19 protein-coding genes are annotated in these 20002 nt (G+C 60.5%); 10 read left to right on the top strand and 9 right to left on the bottom strand.

Going from position 1 to position 20002, the window contains the following annotated elements; translation table 11 throughout:
• Positions 1–203 precede the first annotated feature (203 nt).
• The 4 genes from phaeop14_RS04625 to phaeop14_RS04610 all read left to right on the top strand — a co-directional run bounded on the left by phaeop14_RS04625 (position 204) and on the right by phaeop14_RS04610 (position 5377).
• Positions 204–1904, top strand: a complete 1701-nt coding sequence (locus phaeop14_RS04625) for a peptide ABC transporter substrate-binding protein (protein WP_040177905.1) — start codon at positions 204–206, stop codon at positions 1902–1904.
• 149 nt (positions 1905–2053) lie between these two features.
• Entirely contained in the window at positions 2054–3061 is a 1008-nt protein-coding gene (locus tag phaeop14_RS04620) for an ABC transporter permease (RefSeq protein WP_040172757.1), read from the top strand.
• Positions 3054–4025 carry an ABC transporter permease gene (locus phaeop14_RS04615; protein ID WP_040172755.1) on the top strand — a complete coding sequence of 324 codons (972 nt, stop codon included), beginning with the start codon at positions 3054–3056 and terminating at the stop codon, positions 4023–4025. The genes phaeop14_RS04620 and phaeop14_RS04615 overlap by 8 nt, the downstream gene beginning before the upstream one ends.
• A gap of 278 nt (positions 4026–4303) precedes the next feature.
• Positions 4304–5377, top strand: coding sequence for a YeeE/YedE family protein (locus tag phaeop14_RS04610; protein WP_096788885.1), 1074 nt, complete (start codon positions 4304–4306; stop codon positions 5375–5377).
• Here the strand turns inward: phaeop14_RS04610 and phaeop14_RS04605 are convergent.
• The 8 genes from phaeop14_RS04605 to phaeop14_RS04570 all read right to left on the bottom strand — a co-directional run bounded on the left by phaeop14_RS04605 (position 5313) and on the right by phaeop14_RS04570 (position 12873).
• Complete coding sequence (locus tag phaeop14_RS04605; protein WP_040172752.1) at positions 5313–6593, bottom strand: DUF3422 family protein; 1281 nt, start codon at positions 6591–6593, stop codon at positions 5313–5315. The genes phaeop14_RS04610 and phaeop14_RS04605 overlap by 65 nt on opposite strands.
• Positions 6594–6724: 131 nt before the next feature.
• Entirely contained in the window at positions 6725–7096 is a 372-nt protein-coding gene (locus phaeop14_RS04600) for a carboxymuconolactone decarboxylase family protein (protein WP_096788884.1), read from the bottom strand.
• Complete coding sequence (locus phaeop14_RS04595; protein ID WP_040177902.1) at positions 7089–7457, bottom strand: MerR family transcriptional regulator; 369 nt, start codon at positions 7455–7457, stop codon at positions 7089–7091. Before phaeop14_RS04595 ends, phaeop14_RS04600 begins: the two co-directional genes overlap by 8 nt.
• A 70-nt stretch (positions 7458–7527) precedes the next feature.
• Complete coding sequence (locus phaeop14_RS04590) at positions 7528–7902, bottom strand: VOC family protein (RefSeq protein WP_096788883.1); 375 nt, start codon at positions 7900–7902, stop codon at positions 7528–7530.
• Positions 7903–8014: 112 nt separating this feature from the next.
• Positions 8015–9448, bottom strand: a complete 1434-nt coding sequence (locus tag phaeop14_RS04585) for an NAD(P)(+) transhydrogenase (Re/Si-specific) subunit beta (protein ID WP_096788882.1) — start codon at positions 9446–9448, stop codon at positions 8015–8017.
• 13 nt (positions 9449–9461) lie between these two features.
• Positions 9462–11033 carry a Re/Si-specific NAD(P)(+) transhydrogenase subunit alpha gene (locus phaeop14_RS04580; protein WP_096790229.1) on the bottom strand — a complete coding sequence of 524 codons (1572 nt, stop codon included), beginning with the start codon at positions 11031–11033 and terminating at the stop codon, positions 9462–9464.
• A 137-nt stretch (positions 11034–11170) separates the two neighbouring features.
• Positions 11171–11632: a methyltransferase family protein gene (locus phaeop14_RS04575; RefSeq protein WP_096788881.1), complete on the bottom strand. Its 462-nt coding sequence runs from the start codon at positions 11630–11632 to the stop codon at positions 11171–11173.
• Positions 11633–11919: 287 nt separating this feature from the next.
• A complete protein-coding gene (locus phaeop14_RS04570) occupies positions 11920–12873 on the bottom strand; it encodes an MBL fold metallo-hydrolase (protein ID WP_096788880.1) in 954 nt (317 codons plus the stop codon).
• A gap of 240 nt (positions 12874–13113) precedes the next feature.
• Between phaeop14_RS04570 and phaeop14_RS04565 the strand changes: the two genes are divergently transcribed.
• The 4 genes from phaeop14_RS04565 to kynA all read left to right on the top strand — a co-directional run bounded on the left by phaeop14_RS04565 (position 13114) and on the right by kynA (position 16538).
• Positions 13114–13866, top strand: coding sequence for an SDR family NAD(P)-dependent oxidoreductase (locus tag phaeop14_RS04565; protein ID WP_096788879.1), 753 nt, complete (start codon positions 13114–13116; stop codon positions 13864–13866).
• Positions 13866–14264, top strand: a complete 399-nt coding sequence (locus phaeop14_RS04560) for an MmcQ/YjbR family DNA-binding protein (RefSeq protein WP_040174142.1) — start codon at positions 13866–13868, stop codon at positions 14262–14264. The genes phaeop14_RS04565 and phaeop14_RS04560 overlap by 1 nt, the downstream gene beginning before the upstream one ends.
• Positions 14265–14358: 94 nt before the next feature.
• Positions 14359–15552 (top strand): kynureninase, encoded by a 1194-nt coding sequence (kynU, locus tag phaeop14_RS04555; RefSeq protein WP_096788878.1) that lies wholly within the window; start codon positions 14359–14361, stop codon positions 15550–15552.
• A 152-nt stretch (positions 15553–15704) separates the two neighbouring features.
• Positions 15705–16538, top strand: a complete 834-nt coding sequence (gene kynA / locus phaeop14_RS04550) for a tryptophan 2,3-dioxygenase (protein ID WP_096788877.1) — start codon at positions 15705–15707, stop codon at positions 16536–16538.
• A 36-nt stretch (positions 16539–16574) separates the two neighbouring features.
• Here kynA and phaeop14_RS04545 read toward each other — a convergent pair whose 3' ends face one another.
• Positions 16575–17156 carry a TetR/AcrR family transcriptional regulator gene (locus phaeop14_RS04545; RefSeq protein ID WP_096788876.1) on the bottom strand — a complete coding sequence of 194 codons (582 nt, stop codon included), beginning with the start codon at positions 17154–17156 and terminating at the stop codon, positions 16575–16577.
• 99 nt (positions 17157–17255) lie between these two features.
• On the opposite strand from phaeop14_RS04545, the gene phaeop14_RS04540 reads away from it, so the two are divergent.
• Positions 17256–17720, top strand: coding sequence for a (2Fe-2S)-binding protein (locus phaeop14_RS04540; RefSeq protein WP_040174150.1), 465 nt, complete (start codon positions 17256–17258; stop codon positions 17718–17720).
• A gap of 3 nt (positions 17721–17723) precedes the next feature.
• Positions 17724–19964: a xanthine dehydrogenase family protein molybdopterin-binding subunit gene (locus tag phaeop14_RS04535; RefSeq protein WP_096788875.1), complete on the top strand. Its 2241-nt coding sequence runs from the start codon at positions 17724–17726 to the stop codon at positions 19962–19964.
• Positions 19965–20002 lie beyond the last annotated feature (38 nt).

The raw sequence follows: 20002 nt of genomic DNA, 5'->3' as shown, positions 1-20002 counted from the left end.
TTTGGCAGGAGTCTGTATTCGATACCCGCAGTGCAGCCACGCCTGCCTCCGGTTGCAAGCCAAGATCGCGGTAACGTGACCGCAGCCACAACCCGGCAGAGACCGCGTGCTCAACCGCACAAACCACAGCGATGTGGCAAATCTCCGGGGTGCAACAGACCCGGTCAAAAGAAGGCACATACGTGTCCGACAAGGAGTGAATTATGAAAATTAAGACCCTTTTGCTGGGTGCAATTGCGTCCGCCGCGCTTGCCCCCGCAGCCTTTGCCGAACGGGGATCGGACGGCCAGGTTAACATTATTTATTGGCAAGCCCCCTCCATCCTGAACCCGTTCCTGTCGGGCGGCACCAAGGATGTGGAATCTGCGTCGCTGGTGATCGAACCGCTGGCACGCTACGACCCACAGGGCGAAATGGTTCCCTATCTGGTTGAAGAGATCCCGACTGTCGACAATGGCGGCGTGAGCGAAGATCTCACCTCGATCACCTGGAAGATCAAGCCGGGCCTTCTTTGGTCTGATGGCACGCCCTTCACCTCCAAGGATGTGAAATTCACCGCTGACTACTGTATGCACCCCGAAGGCGGCTGCGCACAGGTCACCAAATTCGAAGGCGTCACCAGCGTCGAAGCGGTCGACGATCTGACCGTCAAGGTCACTTTCGACAAACCGACCCCCTTCCCCTATGGCCCCTTTGTTGGCGGCGAAAGCCCGATCATCCAGGCTGCGCAGTTTGCTGATTGCGTCGGTGCCAAGGCACCCGAATGCACCACCGCCAACTTTGCGCCCATCGGCACCGGCCCGTTTGTCGTCGATGAGTTCAAGCCTAACGACGTGATCACCATGTCGGCCAACCCCAACTACCGTGACCCGGCGAAGCCTGCCTTTGCCAAGGTTCTGTTCAAAGGTGGCGGCGACGCAACCGCAGCAGGTCGTGCCGTTATGGAAACCGGCGAGTTCGACTATGCTTGGAATCTCCAGCTGGCCCCCGAAGTCATCGCGCAGATGGAAACTGGCGGCAAAGGCGTGCCAGTCGCGGGCTTTGGTCCTCTGGTTGAGCGTATCATGCTGAACAACACCAACCCCGATCCGGCGCTTGGCCCGGATGAGCGTTCGGTGATCCGCCCGCATCCGTTCCTCAGCGATCCGGCGGTCTACAAAGCCATGTCACTGGCCATCGACCGTCCGCTGCTGGTGGAAATCGGCTATGGCAAGGCAGGCAAAGTCGGCTGTAACTGGGTTCCTGCCCCTGCAGCCTTTGCGTCGGATACGTTCGACTGCTCCACTCAGGATCTCGCCGCCGCTAACGCGATGCTGGACGAAGCCGGCTACAAGGACACCAACGGTGATGGCGTGCGGGAAACTCCCGACGGCAAGCCAATGAAAATCCTGTACCAGACATCGACCAACGCTGTACGTCAGGATTTCCAGGCGCTGATCAAACAGTGGTGGAGCGAAATCGGCATTGAGACCGAGCTGCGCAACATCAACTCTTCGGTCTTCTTCGGTGGTGATCCGGGTTCCCCCGACACCTTCCAGAAGTTCTATGCTGACGTCGAAATGTACGCAAACACCTTTAACGGCACCGACCCGCAGTCCTATCTGGGCAACGGTCTGTGCGACAAGGCACCGCGTCCTGACAGCCAGTGGCAGGGTGAGAACATCTCCCGCTTCTGCGATGAGGAATTCGACAAGCTGCACGCCGAACTGTCCCAAACGGCTGGTCTGGAAGCGCGCGCGGAAATCGCCAAGCGCCTGAACGATATCATCGTCGAAAAAGGTGGCATGATTCCGCTGGTTCACCGTGGTCGTCTGTCCGCGCGCTCCAACACCCTGGGTGGCGTGGATCTGAACGTCTGGGACACCGAGCTGTGGAACGCAGCTGACTGGCACCGCACCGAGTAAGCGTCAAACGCCTGCAGTGGCCCCGGTAATGCGCCGGGGCCTCTTGCCATTTACGTCCGAATGACGTCATTGCATCGGCCAGAAATGGATCTCAGGCAAAAGACCGCCCAGTTCCACCCCATTCTTCCAATTGCAAAGGCGCCTACTGGATGCTGACCTTTACAATCAGACGCCTTGTTCTGTCGGTTCCGACGCTTCTGTTCATCAGCCTTGTTATCTTTTTGCTGCTTGAACTCGCGCCCGGTGATCCGATGGCTCAGGTTCCTCTGACCGTCCCCCCCGAAGTCAAAGAAAAGATGCGTGAGGCGCTTGGCCTTGGCCAACCCGCGCATATCCGATTCTGGAAATGGATCGTACAGTTCTTCTGGATCGAACCTCAGGTTCTGATCGACCATTATTTAGGCACTAGCTTTTCAGCCGGTGACCTGCGCGTAATCTCTTGGCAGACCCGCTCGCCGGTGATGGATATCGTCGTACAGCGCATGCCGCAGACCCTCTGGGTTGTGGGCACGGCCTATCTGGTGGCGATCGCCATCGCCCTGCCTATTGGCATTTATTCGGCCTACCGCCAGTATAGCTGGTTCGATCAGGTCGGCACCTTTGTGTCGATGGTCGGCTTCTCGGTGCCGCCGTTCTTCTCAGGCGTGTTGGTGATCGTGATTTTCTCGGTGCAGCTTGGCTGGTTCCCCTCGATCTATGACACCACGCATGTGGTGAACAGTTGGGACTCCTTCGTTAAACAGCTGCAACAGATGGTCATGCCGGTCATGGTTCTGGCGTTGCAAATTACCGCACAGCTCAGCCGCTTCATGCGCGCTTCGATGCTGGACAACCTCAATCAGGATTATGTCCGCACCGCCCGCGCCAAAGGCCTGAGCGAATATGTGGTTGTGATGGTCCATGTGCTGCGCAACTCGATGATCCCCGTGGTTACCGTGATTGCGCTTGGTATTCCGGCCATCTTCGGCGGTGCGATCATCACCGAACAAGTGTTCAAGGTAAACGGCATCGGCCAGCTGCTAATCGGCGCGATTGAGGCCAACGATCTGCCGATGGTGCAAACGCTGACCTTTATCTTTGCTGTGCTCATCGTGTTGTTCAACCTGATCGCAGATGTGCTCTATGGCATTCTAGACCCGAGGATCCGCTATGACTGATAAGGACCGTCTGGTTCCCGACGAAGGGATTGCCCCCGCCTCCACTGCCCTGCCCGCCGCAGGTGCGATGGAAGAGCTGGACCAACCGCCCCGCAGCCAGTGGCTGGATGTGTGGGATCAGTTCAAATCGCACAAAGGCGCCATGCTTGGCGGTGCGCTGTTTCTTCTGATCGTTCTGACGGTCTATCTTGGTCCGTTTTTCTGGGATATCGATGCCACCCGCATTGATATCCGCGCCCGCAATCAGGGCCCCAGCTGGGCGCACCCCTTCGGGACCGATCAGCTGGGCCGCGACATGCTGGCCCGGATGATGGCAGGGGGGGCGACTTCCGTTTCCGTTGGTCTGACCGCAATGCTGCTGGCGCTGTTCCTCGGCTCGCTGGTGGGCGTATTGGCGGGGTTCTTCAAGCGCCTCGACGGGCCGCTGATGCGACTGACAGATCTGTTTCTGGCGCTGCCTTTGCTGCCGCTCCTCCTGGTGATGATGCTGCTGTTCCGCGAGCCGCTGAACGCGACCTTCGGGCCGGAACAGGGCATCTTCATCCTGATCGTGGCTTCCATCGGCATCACCAGCTGGATGCCCACCGCACGGATTGTGCGGGGCGATGTTCTGGCGATCAAGGAACGGGAATTCGTGTTGGCGGCGCGCTCCATCGGGACCACCAACAGCAAGCTGATTTCGCGCCACATCCTGCCCAACGTGCTGTCACCGATCATGGTGTCGGCCACACTGGGCATTGCGACCGCGATTATCACCGAGTCGGCCTTGTCCTTCCTCGGCCTCGGCTTTCCGCCGGATTTCCCGACTTGGGGACGGCTGCTCTATGATGCGACGGATTATCTCCAGCAGTATCCTGAGCGGGTGTTCTGGCCCGGCATGGCGATCTCTCTCACCGTGCTGAGCGTCAACTACCTCGGCGACGGCCTGCGCGACGCGCTGGACCCTCGGATCCGGGGGCGCTGATACCGAAGACGCAGTACTGGGCATAACACCCCTACACATTCAAATAAAAACATATCAATCGGCCACTCCCTCAGAGTGGCCGATTTGTTTTTACCCACTGCAAGCGCGGCGGGACGTCTGACCCAGATAGATCACCTCGGACGGAATAATTTCCTGCACGATACGCCATGTCATCTGGCCTCAAGGCTTGCTGCCTGCCGAAAAAACGGTCATTTCGGGAAAATATTCCAAAAGCGATGGATCCCGTCGCACTCCTATCGCAGTCACGGAGACCGCATATGTTCGAAACACTTGGCTTTGAAGACACCACCGCCCGTTCGGTTTCGGTCCTGTTTGCCTTGGGTGTCGGGATCCTCTTTGGTGGGCTGGCGCAGCTGACCCGGTTTTGTTTTCGCCGTGCTGTAGTCGGCGCGGATCGCCGTCTAGCCGCTGGCGTCTGGGCCATGGCGCTCGCGGTTGCGGTTCTGGGCACCCAAGTCGCTGTGGCGCTTGGCTGGATCAGCTTTGGTGAACACCGCCTGATGGTGGCCGATCTGCCCGTGGCAGCGGTGGTCCTTGGCGGGTTGATGTTCGGTGCCGGCATGGTGCTGACACGCGGCTGTGTCTCCCGGCTGATGGTGCTGACCGGCAGCGGCAATTTGCGCGCGCTGGTGGTGATCGTGATTTTCGCCATCGTCGCCCATGCGACACTTAAGGGCGTACTGGCTCCGCTCCGCACTTGGATTGGCGGCCTGACGGTCCCCATAGGCGACTACTCCTCTCTTGCGGCCTTGGCCGGAGGACCACTGGTCGTGGCTGCGCTGATCGCCCTTGTCGCTGTCGCAGTCGCCCTGAAATCTGGAAACCGCGCTCTGCCCCTTCTTGGCGGGGCACTGATTGGCGCGCTCGTGCCCCTCGCATGGGTGGGCACTGGCTATGTGCTGTTCGACGAATTTGACCCGATTGCCATGGAAAGCCTCTCCTTCACCGCGCCATCAGCGGAGACCCTGTTCTACACGCTGGCGTCCAGCGCCGTACCGGCTGGCTTTGGCACGGGTCTGGTCGGTGGCGTGCTAATCGGCGCACTGGTCACCGCGCTGCTGAGTGGCAGTTTTCACTGGCAGAGCTTTGAGAGCCCGCGCCAGACCGTCCGCTACCTCAGCGGCGCTGTGCTGATGGGCGTTGGCGGTGTTCTTGCAGGCGGGTGCACCGTCGGCGCAGGCCTTGCGGGTATTCCGACACTCAGCCTGGCTGCGGTGCTGGCACTGGCGTCGATTGCGGCAGGTGGCCTGGCCGCAAATGCCTGGCTCAATGCAGCCGCTTCCGGATCTGGCGCACAGCGAGCCACACCATCAGTACAACCGGCAGAGTAAGGGCTGCCGTCATCATCCCCTTGCTGAGGCCCAGAACCGCGGCAAGGGGATAGAGCGCATAGGACGCCAGTGACACCGCATAGTAGCTGATCGCCACCACAGACAGCCCCTCCACCGTATGTTGCAGCCGCAGCGCCATATCCGCGCGGCGGTCCATGCTTTCCAGTAGCGCCTGGTTCTGTGCGGAGCGTTCTACATCAACGCGGGTCCGCAACAGCTCCCCTGCCCGCCGCGCGCGATCCGCCAATGTGGCCAGCCGTCCTTCGGTTGATTTTACGGTCCGCATGGCCGGTTCAAACCGGCGCAGCATGAACTCGGCAAAGGTTTGATACCCTTCAAATCGCGCCTCCCGCAGCAGGGCAATGCGCTGGTTGACCAGCGCATCATAGGCCCCTGTCGCCCCAAAGCGGAACGCCGCCTGCGCCGCCATCGCTTCCAACTCTGCCGAGACGATCAACAGCTGCGACAGCGTCTGTTCGGCAGGCATGCGGTCGCCGGTCATCTCCACCATCATCTCACTCAGATGGGTATCCAGCGCCCCGATTGTGGGGCTGAGGCCACGCGCCCGCGAAAACCCCAGCATCGACATGGCGCGATAGGTTTCAATCTCGCAAAGACGCTGCACCACCCGGCCAATCCGCTGGGCGCCCGTCTCCGTGTTCGGAAAAACGGCGAACCGCATGTGGCCTGCCGGGTCGATCCGGAAATCCCCAGCCACCACACAGCTGTCATCCAGCACCCGCGCAACGGCCAGACTCTCAGGCACAAACCAATCGGTCAGCGCCCGGCGTACATCCGCAACCTCGCCGCGCGGCAGGACCCGCAGCATCAGCGAGGTGATGCGCTGCCCCGGCGCCTCGGACAGCCAATCAGAAGGGAACACATCGAAATCCGCAGGATCGTAAGGCCGCTCGCTGATGCCGTCGAAATACAGCGTGTAAGACACGAACTCGGTATGCTGTTCCCATTTCAGGGTATGGCGCCCCAGCTGTGCGGAATGATGTGTCGCGCCCGGTTTCGGATGCGGCACCCCGTGCCGGTCCAGTAGCTCAATGAGATGGGCAAGATCCCGGCTGCGATCGCGATGCACCGCCTCCTGCGGCTGCTTGATCGCAAGATAGATCACCGTCGACGGATTGCTCATCGTCGGGAACGGGCGGGCGTGCAGCTCATTTGCCAGCTGGTAACGCAGCGGGTGGTCTTGAATTGGCGGCATCTGTGGTCTCCCTGAGCGGCAGACCACAGGTTAGCGGAGGCGAATTGACCTGTAAAGAATTACGTTATTTCAATGCCTTAACTGGATACAACCGTATACAATCGAGGCAAGCCTGACGCCAGACGAGGGCATTATGCCGCCTCAAACACCTCAATCGCCGCATTCAAACCATTGATGGCCGCAGGCATTCCGCCATAAACCGCCATCTGCCAAATCACCTCCAGAATCTCTGCCTCACTTGCGCCCGCCGAACGGGTGTGCGCGATATTTACCTTCAACTGCGGCGTTGTCTGACCGCCAAGCGCCGTCAGCGCGGCAATCGTACAGAGCTGCCGTGTGCGCAGGTCCAGGCCATCACGCGCGTAGTGGCGTCCATAGGCCCATTCCACCAAGCTCTCCGCCATTCCCGGCAAATGTGCGTCGTAGCGCTCTGCCAGGATCGTCTCCAGATTCGGGTTCATCTCTGCCAGCAGCTTGCGGCCATTGGTCAATGCGTCAGACATCTGCGCTGTCCTTTTCCAGGTCATGGTAGATCGCCACCTTGCGATCCATCAGGGCAAGCGTGTCATGAAGCTGCTCCAGCTGGCGGCGGATCACCTCGCGGTGGGCTTCCAGCATTTCTCGCCGTTCGGCCAGTGTTTCCCGCCCCTTTGCCCGTAATCTGGCATAGCGGACGCGGTCCGCCTGCTTCATCCCTGTGGCGTTCAACTGCCCCAGAAAACGGATCCAGCCGAGGATATCGCGGTCATAGACCCGCCGCCCGGCGGCATCCCGCGCGGGCGGCTCTATCAGCCCGATCTTCTCGTAAAAGCGCAGGGTATCCACGCTCAGGCCAGTGGCCATCGCCACGTCTGAAATCTTCATGCACGTCTCTCTTGCTGCCCACCCACCATGGGTGAGTCGGGACACCCTAGCGGCTGGAGTACACTCCAGCTCAAGCGGTATCTGCAGCCCGCCCAATCGGTTGCCACAATTCTATTGGATTGCCCTCAGGGTCGTGCAACCGCGCGAAATAGCCGATCTCACCGTCCCACTCCGGCCGTGTCTCCACTGAAATATCCGCGGCCTGCAACTGCGCGATCATCGCGGCCAGATCCGTTACCCGGAAATTGATCATCCACTGTTTGCTTGTGTCTCCAAAATAGTCGGTGTCCTCAGCAAACGGGGCAAAGACAGTATAGCCGCCTCCCTGCATCCAGGGTGTCCCCCCAACGGGGTCAATTCCCAGATGGTCATTGTACCATCGGCTGAGCGCTTCGGGGTCTTTGGCGCGGAAGAACACGCCGCCTATGCCTTGGGCCTTTTCCATATCATCCTCCTCGGCTGCCCTATGATAGCACAGGCCCCAGTCCGCATTGGCCAATAAAAAGAGCGCCCCGTCAGGAGCGCTCTTTCGGTGTGTGCAGCGATGAGCCGAACAATCAGCTGATCATGGTCAGCAGCTTGTCGAGGCTGGCCTTTGCATCGCCATAGAACATGCGGGTGTTTTCCTTGAAGAACAGCGGGTTCTCGATGCCGGAGTAGCCCGTGCCCTGACCGCGTTTGGAGACGAAGACCTGCTTTGCCTTCCAGCACTCCAGCACCGGCATGCCGGCGATCGGCGAATTGGGGTCTTCCTGTGCCGCTGGGTTCACGATGTCGTTCGAGCCAATGACAATCGCCACATCCGTTTCTGGGAAATCGTCGTTGATCTCGTCCATCTCCAGAACGATGTCATAAGGCACCTTGGCTTCCGCCAAGAGCACGTTCATGTGACCGGGCAGACGTCCTGCAACCGGGTGGATCGCAAAGCGGACGGTTTTGCCCTTGGCCCGCAGACGACGGGTCAGTTCCGCCACATTCTGCTGGGCCTGCGCCACTGCCATACCGTAGCCGGGGATGATCACCACAGAGTCAGCCTCCTCCAGCGCGGTTGCCACGCCGTCGGCGTCGATGGCGATCTGCTCACCGTCGATCTCCATCGCCGGGCCCGCGGTGCCGCCAAAGCCGCCGAGGATCACCGAGATGAAGCTGCGGTTCATCGCCTTACACATGATGTAGCTGAGGATCGCACCGGAGGAACCAACCAGCGCGCCGACCACGATCAACAGATCATTGCCGAGCGAAAAGCCAATCGCCGCCGCGGCCCAGCCCGAGTAGCTGTTCAGCATCGAGACAACCACCGGCATGTCGGCGCCGCCGATGCCCATGATCAGGTGGTAGCCGATGAACAGTGCCGCCAGAGTCATCAGGAACAGCGGGAAGAGGCCGCCAGTGTTGAAATACCAGATCAGGCAGATCAGCGAGAGCCCGGCCGCACCGGCGTTCAGCATATGCCCACCGGGCAGCTTGGTGGCCGCCGAGGACACTTTGCCCGCCAGCTTGCCATAGGCAATCACCGAACCGGTAAAGGTCACAGCCCCGATGAAGACACCAAGAAACAGCTCAACCCGCAGGATCGCGATCTCAACACCGTCTTTCTTGGCCAGCAGCGCGCCAAAACCTTCAAGCGCCTTCTTGGCGGTGTCATCCATCGCCAGAACACGACCCAGCTCAATATGGGCGATAAAGCCCACAAAAACCGCTGCAAGACCCACCAGAGAATGCATCGCCGCCACCAGTTGTGGCATTTCGGTCATCTGCACGCGTTTGGCAACATAGGTGCCAATGATGCCACCTGCAGCGATCAAGGCGATCGACAACAGCCACAGACCAGCACCCGGCCCGATCAGGGTTGCCAGCACCGCCAGCGCCATACCCGCAATGCCGTACCAGACCGCGCGCTTTGCGCTTTCCTGCCCGCTCAGGCCGCCCAGCGACAGGATGAAGAGAACAGCCGCAACCACATAGGCGGCAGTTGTAAAGCCAAAGTCCATAATCCCGGCCTCCTTAAGATTTCTGGAACATGGCAAGCATGCGCCGGGTGACGAGGAAACCGCCGAAGATATTGATCCCGGCCATGAATACCGACACTGCCGCGAGGAAGATCACCAGGAATGATCCCGATCCGATCTGCATCAGCGCCCCAAGAATGATGATCGAGGAAATCGCATTGGTGACAGCCATCAGCGGCGTATGCAGCGAGTGTGCAACACCCCAGATCACCTGGAAGCCCACAAAACAGGCCAACGCAAACACGATGAAATGCTGCATGAAGCTGGCGGGCGCAAACAACCCCACCAGCAGCACCAAGGCCCCGCCAACAGCCAACAGAGTGACCTGATTTTTGGTCTGCTGCTTGAAAGCCTCGACTTCCTGCGCCCGCTTCTCTTCAGGCGTCAGCTCCTTCACCTCTTTCTTCGGTTGGGCCGCGATGGCCTGCACCTTGGGCGGTGGCGGCGGGAAGGTGATTTCCTTCTCGAAGGTCACTGTCGCGCCACGGATCACATCATCTTCCATGTTGTGATTGATCTGACCGTCCTTCTCGGGCGTCAGGTCAGTCATCATGTGACGAATGTTGGTGGCATAAAGCGTCGAAGCCTGCGCCGCCATGCGGCTGGGGAAATCGGTATAGCCGATGATGGTCACGCCGTTTTCGGTCACGACCTTCTCGTCCATCACCGTGCCCTCGACATTGCCGCCCTTTTCAGCTGCAAGGTCAATGATGACGGATCCAGGCTTCATCGCCGCGACCATATCCTCAAGCCACAGCTTGGGGGCCTCGCGGTTGGGGATCAGCGCGGTGGTGATGACGATATCAACATCAGGGGCCAATTCGCGGAACTTGGCCAGTTGGGCCTCGCGGAACTCGGGGCTGGAGACAGCTGCGTAGCCACCGGTTGCCGCGCCATCCTGCTGGCTTTCCTCAAAATCAAGGTAAACGAACTCTGCGCCCATGCTTTCGACCTGCTCGGCCACTTCAGGGCGCACGTCAAAGGCATAGGTGATCGCGCCAAGGCTGGTGGATGCCCCGATGGCGGCCAGACCGGCAACACCGGCGCCCACCACCAGAACCTTGGCGGGCGGCACCTTGCCTGCCGCCGTGATCTGACCGGTGAAGAAGCGGCCGAAATTATTGCCCGCCTCGATCACCGCGCGATAGCCCGCAATATTGGCCATGGAGGACAGGGCGTCCATCTTCTGCGCGCGGGAAATCCGCGGCACCATTTCCATCGCGATCACATTGGCGCCCTTGGAGCGTGCAAGCTCCATACCGGCCTCATTGCCGCCCGGATTGAAGAAGGAAATCAGCGTCTTGCCCGCTGTCATCCGCTTCAGTTCCGTCTCAGTCGGCTGGCGCACCTTGGCCACGATATCCGCCGCTTTCCATAGCGCGGCCGGTGTTTTGACGATCTCAACGCCAACAGCCTCATATGTGGCATCTGCAAACCCAGCCGCCGCGCCTGCACCGGTCTCGATCGCACAGGTATAGCCCAGCTTTTGCAGTTGAACCGCAGAGTCCGGGGTCATCGCAACCCGCGCCTCGCCGTCGAATACTTCTTTTGGCGTGCCTATTTTCACCTTGTCGGTCCCCCTCATTGTCCCCGCGCCAGACTTACTGAGCACGTATCGCAAATATTTTGACTACATTGCGCAACATTTTTGCGCAACAGTTTCGCTGCGTCGCCGCAACGGATTGCCGCGGTGCCGCAAATCCATCACAGCCATCGCCGTGTCTTCTGTTCATACCGTGCCCAGTCCGCGCGGAACTGCCTGCGCAACCGGTTTTCGTCCGGCAGAATGAACCGCCGCTCCAGCACCCAAACGAAAATCGGCAGCAGCGCCAGCGACAGCACCGCATCAAACCGCAGGATCAGCCCCAGCAGCAACAGGCAATCACCGAGATAAATCGGATTGCGACTGCGTTTGAAAATGCCGGATTGCACCAGCTGGCTGGGCTGCCCATGCGGGTGAAGCGTAGTCTTCTGGCGCCGCAATTCCGTCACGGCCAGCAGTATCAAAACGATCCCCCCGCCGATCAGCACACCGCTGAGAAACCCCACAAATGCGCCGATTGCGCCCCCCGAGAATCCAAGCCCCAACGGCAGAAACCGGGCCTGGCACCAGGCCAGCACCGCAAAGCCCAACAGCCACACCGGAGGCACGTCGATCCATTTCATTGCAGGCGACACTCCGGGTGATCCTTGTCAGATTTGATGCGCATCAGCGGCAGTTTTCCCTCATGAGGCCAGAAGGTCCACCCTTCGGAGCGCTCTTCCGAAGGATAAGGACAAATTGCCCTGAATGGTCGTGAAACGGCGAATCCGTTCCATTTGCGGCATGATCCTGCACAAATTGTTGTGGATAGCCACGTATACTTTGGCATGCCCAAACGGGTGATCAGCGCAGACGGCGCCAATCACCGGTCACAAGTGCGTCAATGGCCAAAGCGACAGCCCCCCTGCGGCTATTCCCACTCCATTTCCTCATAGACGCGACCGGCATTCTTGGTCGCCAATTCCTCGAAGGTATCGAGCTGCTGCCAGCGGGCCTGATCCACGTAATAAGCCGACGCCAGATCGCCGCCCTCTTCGAGATGGGCACCAATCTTGCTGCGCAGATCCACGAGGTAGTCCAGCGTGTAGCGCCGCACCTGATCGAAATTGGTCGGATGGCCGTGACCGGGGATCACATAGGTTGGATCCAGCGGTTCCAACTTTTCCTGCCAGGTCTCAATCCAGCAGCTGGTGCAGGTATGTTCAAAAATCGGCAGCATCCGCTCGTGAAACGCGATATCCCCGGCGATCAACATTCCCCACTGCGGAATCCAGACCTGAGTATCGCCAGGATCATGCGCCGGGCCCAGATGCAGGATCTGAAAATCGACGCCCCCCAGCGACAGATCATAGCGATCCTCAAAGCTGAGGTTGGCAGGCTCAATCCGTGTCGCGCCCGCGCGGTCCTTATTGTAGCTCTGCATGCCTTGCAGGATGAAATGGCCGTTCTCTTTGACCTCTGCCGTGGCCTCTACATGGGCCAGAACATCCACGCCCTGATCGCGCCAATAGCCATTGCCCAGCATTGCATGGCCCTGACCATTTTCATTGATCACCAGCACCACCGGCTGATCGGTCAGCGCTTTGATCTCCGCATGCAGCGCAGCCGCCAGCGCGTCCGACGCGCCCGCATTGATGACGACAACACCCTGATCCGTCACGACAAAGCTGAGATTGTTGTTGTGTCCCGCGTTCTCATAGGTTGGTGGTGCGGTGGCCCCGATAGCGGAAAATACCTGCGGGATCACCTCCACAGGTTTGGAATACAGCTCGGACTGGGGGTATTGATCGGCGATATCTTCGCTCGCCAGCGCAGCTGCGGGCGATATCAGCGCGGCCAAAAGGCCAAGGGCCAGAGTTTTCATGTTATCCTCCATCTGCAACGGGGGCCTGTCGCCACCTTTGGCCTGACATTCACACATTGGAATATTTATGTAAACAACCTCTCGGAGGTGATCCGAAACGGGACAATTCCCCTGCCCCTGAAATGCCCGACAAAGTGACGGAACGGAGATCTTGCCTGCCTTCGCGCGGCGGTTAGGCTCTTCCCACAGCCGGGAGATATCCCGGCAAAGAACACCAACACCCAACAGCGGAGCAAGGCCATGACACTCAAAGGAAAACACGCGTTGATCACCGGCGGCGGTACCGGCATTGGCCTGGCGATGGCACAGGCGCTGGCCGCAGAAGGTGCAGAGGTCACCATCACCGGACGCAGGCAAGAGGTTCTGGAGGAGGTCGCAACCGACGGGCTGCACCCGTTGGCAATGGATGTGCGTGACGAAGCCGATGTCATCGCCAAGATCGACACCGCCACTGCCGCCCGCGGGCCGATCCAGATCTGCGTGCCCAATGCTGGCATCGCCGAGGGCAAGGCCCTGCACAAGATGTCGATGGAGTTCTGGCGCAATATGATGGCCACCAATCTGGACGGCGCCTTTTTGACGATCCGCGAATCCATGAAATCCATGCGCCAGACCGACTGGGGCCGCGTCGTCACCGTCTCTTCCATCGCGGGCCTGCGTGGCCTGCAAGGCGCGCCCTGCTATTCGGCCAGCAAACATGGGCTTATCGGCCTGACACGCTCGCTGAGCGAGGATTATCTGGGCACGCCTTATACCTTCAACGCCCTCTGCCCCGGCTACGTCGATACCCCGATCATCGACCGGAACGTGACCTCAATCTCTCAGCGCGCGGGCGTCAGTGAGGAAGACGCACTGAAGATCATGGTTTCCGCCAATCGTCACAAACGCCTGATTCTACCCGATGAGGTGGCCGCAGCGCTGCTGTGGCTTTGCGGTCCCAGCTCACAGTCGATCAACGGGCAGACAATTGAGATTGCCGGCGGGCAAACCTGATGACACGAGAAGAGTTCAACGCGTTCTGCGCCAGCTTTGCCGCCACGTCCCATGTGGTCCAATGGGGCAATGCCGACGTGTGGAAGGCAGGGGGCAAGGTTTTTGCCATCTGCGGCTGGGCTGATGGCAAAGACGCCTTTACCTTCAAGACCGGCGATATCGCTTTTGAGGTCCTGCAAGAGCGTCCGGGCGTCCGCCCGGCGCCCTATCTGGCGTCGCGCGGGATGAAATGGCTGCAGCATTTCAAGGACCCCGGCCTGAGCGACACGGAACTGAAAGAGCAGATCAGCCTGTCCTATCGTCTCGTCACCGCTGGCCTGTCCAAGCGCAAACGCACCGAGCTGGGCATCCCCGAGCCGCAGCCGGGTGGCGCCCAGAGCGGGGATCCTGGATCCTAATCTCTGGACAGGGGCGGCACGATGCGATAGCACTCCAGAAACTTTAAGCATAAAATATGCTGACCGCCAGATCACCCATGCTCACGAGGTTCAGATGACCGATTTTGCCGCGACCAAGGCCATGTTCTCCCTGCCGGAAGGGATGATCTACCTCGATGGCAACTCTCTCGGGCCAATGCCCCGCGCCACCGCAGAACGGGTGCGCAGCACGATTGAGGACGAATGGGGCGAGATGCTGATCACCGGCTGGAACAAGGCCGGTTGGATGCAGAAACCCACCGCCATCGGCGACCGGATTGCGCGTTTGATCGGCGCAGAACCGGGCCACGTGGTGATGGGAGACACCCTGTCGATCAAGGTCTATCAGGCCGTCGCTTCGGCGTTGGAGCTGAACCCAACCCGCAAGGTGGTGCTGTCCGACAGCGGCAACTTCCCTTCCGACCTCTATATGGTTGAGGGGTTGGTGAAATCGCTAGGCCCGGACTACGCCCTGCGCGTTGTCGCGCCGGAAGAGGTCAGCGCCCATATCACCGATGACATTGCGGTGCTGATGCTGACTGAAGTGGACTATCGCACAGGGCGCAAACACGACATGAGGGCGCTGACAGAACAGGCCCATGCCGCAGGGGTTGTAACGGTCTGGGATCTGGCCCATTCCGCAGGCGCGCTGCCGGTGGATCTGGCTGGCTGCAAGGCAGATTTCGCGGTCGGCTGCACCTATAAATACCTCAACAGCGGCCCCGGTGGTCCCGCTTTCATCTACGTCGCCCCCCGCCACGCAGATGCCGCCCGCCCGGCCCTGTCCGGCTGGCTGGGGCACGCCGCACCGTTTGATTTTGACCTGAACTACAAACCCGGCAACGGCATCGAACGTATGCGGGTCGGCACGCCACCTGTGCTGCAACTCGCAGCGCTTGAGGCGTCGATGGACATTTGGGATCTGGCCGATATGGCCGATGTGCGTGCCAAGTCGATTGAACTTTGCGATCTGTTCATCGCTGAGGTCGAAGCCCGCTGTCCCGATCTCACCCTTGCCTCCCCTCGCGATGGCGCTGGCCGTGGCAGTCAGGTCTCATTCCGCTTCCATGAGGGTTACGCCGCCATGCAGGCGCTCATTGCCCGTGGCGTGGTCGGTGACTTCCGCGCGCCTGATATCATGCGCTTTGGCTTTACTCCGCTCTACATTGACGAGGGCGATGTGCGGGCCGCCGTCGATATCATCGAGGATGTGATGACCAACGCGCTGTGGGACAGTGCCGAATACAAGACCCGCAACGCCGTCACCTGATGATGGCTCTGCCCGCATACCGCGTGCCACTGTGCCGTCCGGCTGGCTGGGTCGCCCTGTGGCGGCGGCTGGCCCAATGTGGCACGCTCAATTCGAGAAAGGCTCCTGTTTCCGCAATCTGATACACTTCCGGAACACCAAGGAGCCTTTCCATGTCCACCCCCTATGACCCCGCAAAAGAAGGCGCGCAGATGTCGTTTGACGGACGCATGTCCTACGGCGACTACCTGTCGCTCGACACGCTGCTGACCGCGCAGAAGACCTGGACCAACACCCATGACGAGATGCTGTTCATCATCCAGCATCAGACCTCGGAACTGTGGATGCGCCTCGCCATCCACGAGCTGACCGCCGCCCGCGCGCGCTTGCTGGATGACAAGCCGCATGAGGCCTTCAAGATGCTTGCCCGTGTCGCCCGCATCTTTGAACAGCTGAATTCGGCCTGGGATGTGCTGCGTACCATGACACCCTCCGATTACACCGCCTTTCGTGATGAGCTGGGGCAAAGCTCGGGCTTTCAGTCGCACCAGTACCGCCAGATCGAATTCATGCTCGGCAATCGCAACAAGGCGATGTTGCGCCCCCACGCCCACCGGCCCGACATTCTGGCCCTGTTGGAGGAAGAGCTGAGCCAGCCCTCGCTCTATGATGTGGCGCTACGGACGCTTGGCCAGCGCTTCGACCTGCCGGATGAGGTGCTGAACCGCGATCTGTCAGAGGCCTACACGCCCCACCCCGTGGTCGAGGCTGCCTGGTGCGAGGTCTACCGCAACACTGAGGCGCATTGGGATCTCTATGAGCTGGCAGAAAAGCTGGTGGATTTTGAGGATTACTTCCGCCGCTGGCGCTTCAATCACGTGACCACGGTCGAGCGCGTCATCGGTTTCAAGCGCGGCACCGGCGGCACTGGTGGTGTCAGCTACCTGAAACGGATGCTGGAGGTGGAACTGTTCCCCGAACTCTGGCACCTGCGCACCGTGCTCTGACGCGCCACTCCCTGAGGCAGGCCTGCTTGGTCTGCCTCAGCGCGGGGACAGCCCCACCGCAAACAGCTGCGCCAGCTGACGCACACCTGCGCGATAGCTGGCGTAATCCGCAGAGGTGTGTTTCACGCCCTTCATCGCGCTACAAAATGTCCGTGCGACCTCTTCGGCCGTGCCTGTCAAACGAATGGTGCCCGTCGCAGCCATCTCAGCCAGCCATGCCGCGTAAACATCCCGCAAAAGCGCCTCGCCTGCGTCGATATGATTCCCGGCACTGCTCAAGCTGGCTTCCAGCACTTCCATTCCATGGGGCGTGTTCAACATTGCTTCCATCGCCTCACCGCCCTGCGCCTCAAAGGCCGCAAGCAGTTGCGCCGCTGCTGTGCCTTTGGACGTCAGCGCCGCGCGGAGCCGGTCAGCAGTCTCCGCATAATGCGCATCAATCAACGCTTTCAGGATCGCTTCCTTGTTCCGGAAATGCAGATAGACCGCCGGGCGCGACATGCCCGCCCGCCTTGCAATGTCGTCCATCGAGGTCTTGCGATACCCGTAGGTCGCAAATCCCCCCCAGGCCGCTTCAAGAATGGCGCGTTGTTTCGGATCGCTGGGAGCTTTGATCATGAAATCGCTTCTGACACTTCACCTCAATTATGTCAATTGACAACCTGACAAAATAGGCTAATTGTGTCAACACGTCAGCCAATCGAGAAAGAGCCCGCCATGTCCACCACCCTTCGCATCAATGGAACCTCTCATCAGGTCGATCTGCCGGACGACGTGCCCCTGCTGTGGGTGCTGCGGGATGAGATTGGTCTTACCGGCACAAAATTCGGCTGCGGCGTCGCGGCCTGCGGCGCCTGCACGGTGCATATTGATGGCGAGGCGGTGCGCTCCTGTCAGGTGGCACTCTCCGACGTCTGGGGTGATGTCACCACAATCGAAGGGGTCGGAACACCCGACACAATGGCCGTTGTGCAAAAGGCATGGGTCGCCAATCAGGTGGCCCAATGTGGCTACTGCCAGTCCGGCCAAATCATGCAGGCAGCGAGCCTCCTGGCAGAGAACCCCTCCCCCAGTGACGCAGAAATCGACGAGGCGATGCAGGGCAACCTCTGCCGCTGCGGCACCTACCCGCGTATCCGCGCCGCCATTCACGACGCTGCCAGCATGATGAGAGAGGTCTGATTCATGGCCAGCCTCAAGAAAATCGCCCGCCGCAGCTTTCTCATCGGCTCTGCCGCCATCGTCGGCGGTGTTGCCTTCGGCACCTATAAATACCACCAGCCCGCCCCCAATCCGCTGGCACAGGTAGACGGGCGCGCGGTACTCAACCCCTTTGTCTTTGTCGATCAGTCTGGCGTCACGCTGATCGCGCCTCGGGCCGAAATGGGACAGGGTGTGAAATCCGCATGGGCCAGCCTGATTGCCGAGGAGCTGGACGTCGATCCCGCCAAGGTCACCGTACTGCATGGCCCCGCGGCCAAGGCCTATTACAACAGCGCCATGATGTCCGAGGCGCTGCCCGGTCGCGGTTATGATGCCTCCGATTTCCAGCACTCGCTGGGCGAAATCGTCGGCCACATGTCAAAGTTTCTTGATCTGCAGGTCACCGGCGGCTCCTCCTCCATGCGGGACGGGTTTGAACGGATGCGCCATGCCGGCGCCAGCGCCCGCGAAACCCTGAAACAGGCCGCCGCCGATCAACTGGGTCTCAGCCGTGATCAGCTCACGACCGAGGACGGTCATGTTATTGCTCCCGACGGCGCCCGCCTGCCCTATAGCGCGCTTGCAAATGCCGCTGCCTCCCTTGCGCCGATCGAAGCAGATCTGCGCCCGGCGTCTGAATGGCGTCTGATTGGCAAAGACGTGCCGCGCATCGACATGGTCGCCAAATCCACCGGTACTGCAGAGTTTGGCGTCGACGTCCGCCTGCCCGGCATGAAATTCGCTGCCATCCGGCAAAGCCCGCATTTCGGCGTCGGCAAAACCGCCTTTGACGCCAGCGCTGCCGAGGGGATGGCCGGTGTCGAAAGGATCCTTGACCTTGGCGATGCGGTTGCAGTCGTGGCCAACAATACATGGCTTGCCCAGCAGGCCGTGGACGCGATTGATGTCACCTGGGAAAAAGCCCCCTACCCCGAGACGACTGAGGCGATTTTTGACGAAATCAGCCGCAGCTTTGACGCCGCACCAAATTCCACCATGCGTGATGACGGCGATGTGGACGCTCTGCCAGAGGGCGCGACCGTGATCGAGGCTGAATACCGGTTGCCTTACCTCGCCCACGCCACGATGGAGCCGATGAATGCCACCGCGCTCTATTCCGGAGACAGCTTGCAGATCTGGGCTCCCAATCAGGGTCCAACCATTGTGCAGAAAAACGCCGCAGCCTTGGCAGGGCTCGACACCGACGCGGTGGAGGTGAATACCACCTATCTGGGGGGCGGCTTCGGGCGGCGTATCGAAACCGACTACACGGACCGTGCAGTGCAGATCGCCCTGCAAATGCCCGATACCCCGGTGCAGCTGACATGGAGCCGCGAGGAGGACATGACGCACGACGTCTACCGCCCCGGTGCCGTTGCCCGCTACCGCGCGGCGGTGAAAGATGGCAAGGCCGTGATGGTCCATGGCAAGATCGCCGCACAATCCGCCACGGTTGAGGGCGCAGGCCGGATGCTGGGCCTGCCGATGAGCGGCCCGGACAAGGGGCATGTCGACGCTGCCTTCAACCAGCCGCTGGCCATCCCAAACTTCCGGGTTGAAGGCTATCTGGCCAAGCCCATGCTCCCGGTTGGTTTCTGGCGCTCGGTCGGGGCGTCGTTCAACGGGTTCTTCTCCGACAGTATTATTGACGAAATGGCCCATGCGGCGGGCCGCGATCCGCTGGACTTCCGGCTGGAATTGGCCCGCGCCGAATGGGACCCCGCCGCCAAGGTGCTGGAGACCGTGCGCGACATGTCCGGCTGGACCGGCCAGACACCCGACGGCATCGGCCGCGGGGTCGCCATGGCCTACAGCTTTGGCACACCGGTCGCTCAGGTGATCGAAGTGGCCGATGAAGAGGGCCAGATCCGAATGACCAACGCCTGGATCGCTGCCGATCTGGGGCGTGTCATCGACCCGAAGAACACCCGCGCGCAGATGTTTGGCGGCATGGTCTACGGCTTGTCAGCCGCCTGCTTTGGAGAGATCACCATTGATGGCGGCGCTGTCGAGCAGGAGAACTTCCCCGACTATGACGCGCTGCGCATGCACACGATGCCCCGGGTTGAGGTGACCCTGCTGGAAAATCAGCCCCGAATGGGCGGAGCCGGTGAACCGGGCACCCCGCCTGCCGCGCCTGCGCTGGCCAATGCTCTCTTTGACCTCACGGGCAAGCGCGCACGGCAATTGCCGCTGATGCATGAGTTTGACCTTCTGGTCTGAGAAGGCTTCCCTGACACGACAACAGGCACCGTCATCGC

The organism is Phaeobacter piscinae, assembly GCF_002407245.1.
Lineage (GTDB): Bacteria > Pseudomonadota > Alphaproteobacteria > Rhodobacterales > Rhodobacteraceae > Phaeobacter > Phaeobacter piscinae.
The sequence above is the reverse complement of the archived record's forward strand: the minus strand, read 5'-3'. Positions and strand labels throughout refer to the sequence as shown.

Bases quoted from the DNA above. Each gene is read 5' to 3' on its own strand.
- phaeop14_RS04625 (WP_040177905.1), top strand. From the start codon at position 204: ATGAAAATTAAGACCCTTTTGCTGGGTGCAATTGCGTCCGCCGCGCTT.
- phaeop14_RS04620 (WP_040172757.1), top strand. From the start codon at position 2,054: ATGCTGACCTTTACAATCAGACGCCTTGTTCTGTCGGTTCCGACGCTT.
- phaeop14_RS04615 (WP_040172755.1), top strand. From the start codon at position 3,054: ATGACTGATAAGGACCGTCTGGTTCCCGACGAAGGGATTGCCCCCGCC.
- phaeop14_RS04610 (WP_096788885.1), top strand. From the start codon at position 4,304: ATGTTCGAAACACTTGGCTTTGAAGACACCACCGCCCGTTCGGTTTCG.
- phaeop14_RS04605 (WP_040172752.1), bottom strand. From the start codon at position 6,593: ATGCCGCCAATTCAAGACCACCCGCTGCGTTACCAGCTGGCAAATGAG.
- phaeop14_RS04600 (WP_096788884.1), bottom strand. From the start codon at position 7,096: ATGTCTGACGCATTGACCAATGGCCGCAAGCTGCTGGCAGAGATGAAC.
- phaeop14_RS04595 (WP_040177902.1), bottom strand. From the start codon at position 7,457: ATGAAGATTTCAGACGTGGCGATGGCCACTGGCCTGAGCGTGGATACC.
- phaeop14_RS04590 (WP_096788883.1), bottom strand. From the start codon at position 7,902: ATGGAAAAGGCCCAAGGCATAGGCGGCGTGTTCTTCCGCGCCAAAGAC.
- phaeop14_RS04585 (WP_096788882.1), bottom strand. From the start codon at position 9,448: ATGGACTTTGGCTTTACAACTGCCGCCTATGTGGTTGCGGCTGTTCTC.
- phaeop14_RS04575 (WP_096788881.1), bottom strand. From the start codon at position 11,632: ATGAAATGGATCGACGTGCCTCCGGTGTGGCTGTTGGGCTTTGCGGTG.
- phaeop14_RS04570 (WP_096788880.1), bottom strand. From the start codon at position 12,873: ATGAAAACTCTGGCCCTTGGCCTTTTGGCCGCGCTGATATCGCCCGCA.
- phaeop14_RS04565 (WP_096788879.1), top strand. From the start codon at position 13,114: ATGACACTCAAAGGAAAACACGCGTTGATCACCGGCGGCGGTACCGGC.
- phaeop14_RS04560 (WP_040174142.1), top strand. From the start codon at position 13,866: ATGACACGAGAAGAGTTCAACGCGTTCTGCGCCAGCTTTGCCGCCACG.
- kynU (WP_096788878.1), top strand. From the start codon at position 14,359: ATGACCGATTTTGCCGCGACCAAGGCCATGTTCTCCCTGCCGGAAGGG.
- kynA (WP_096788877.1), top strand. From the start codon at position 15,705: ATGTCCACCCCCTATGACCCCGCAAAAGAAGGCGCGCAGATGTCGTTT.
- phaeop14_RS04545 (WP_096788876.1), bottom strand. From the start codon at position 17,156: ATGATCAAAGCTCCCAGCGATCCGAAACAACGCGCCATTCTTGAAGCG.
- phaeop14_RS04540 (WP_040174150.1), top strand. From the start codon at position 17,256: ATGTCCACCACCCTTCGCATCAATGGAACCTCTCATCAGGTCGATCTG.
- phaeop14_RS04535 (WP_096788875.1), top strand. From the start codon at position 17,724: ATGGCCAGCCTCAAGAAAATCGCCCGCCGCAGCTTTCTCATCGGCTCT.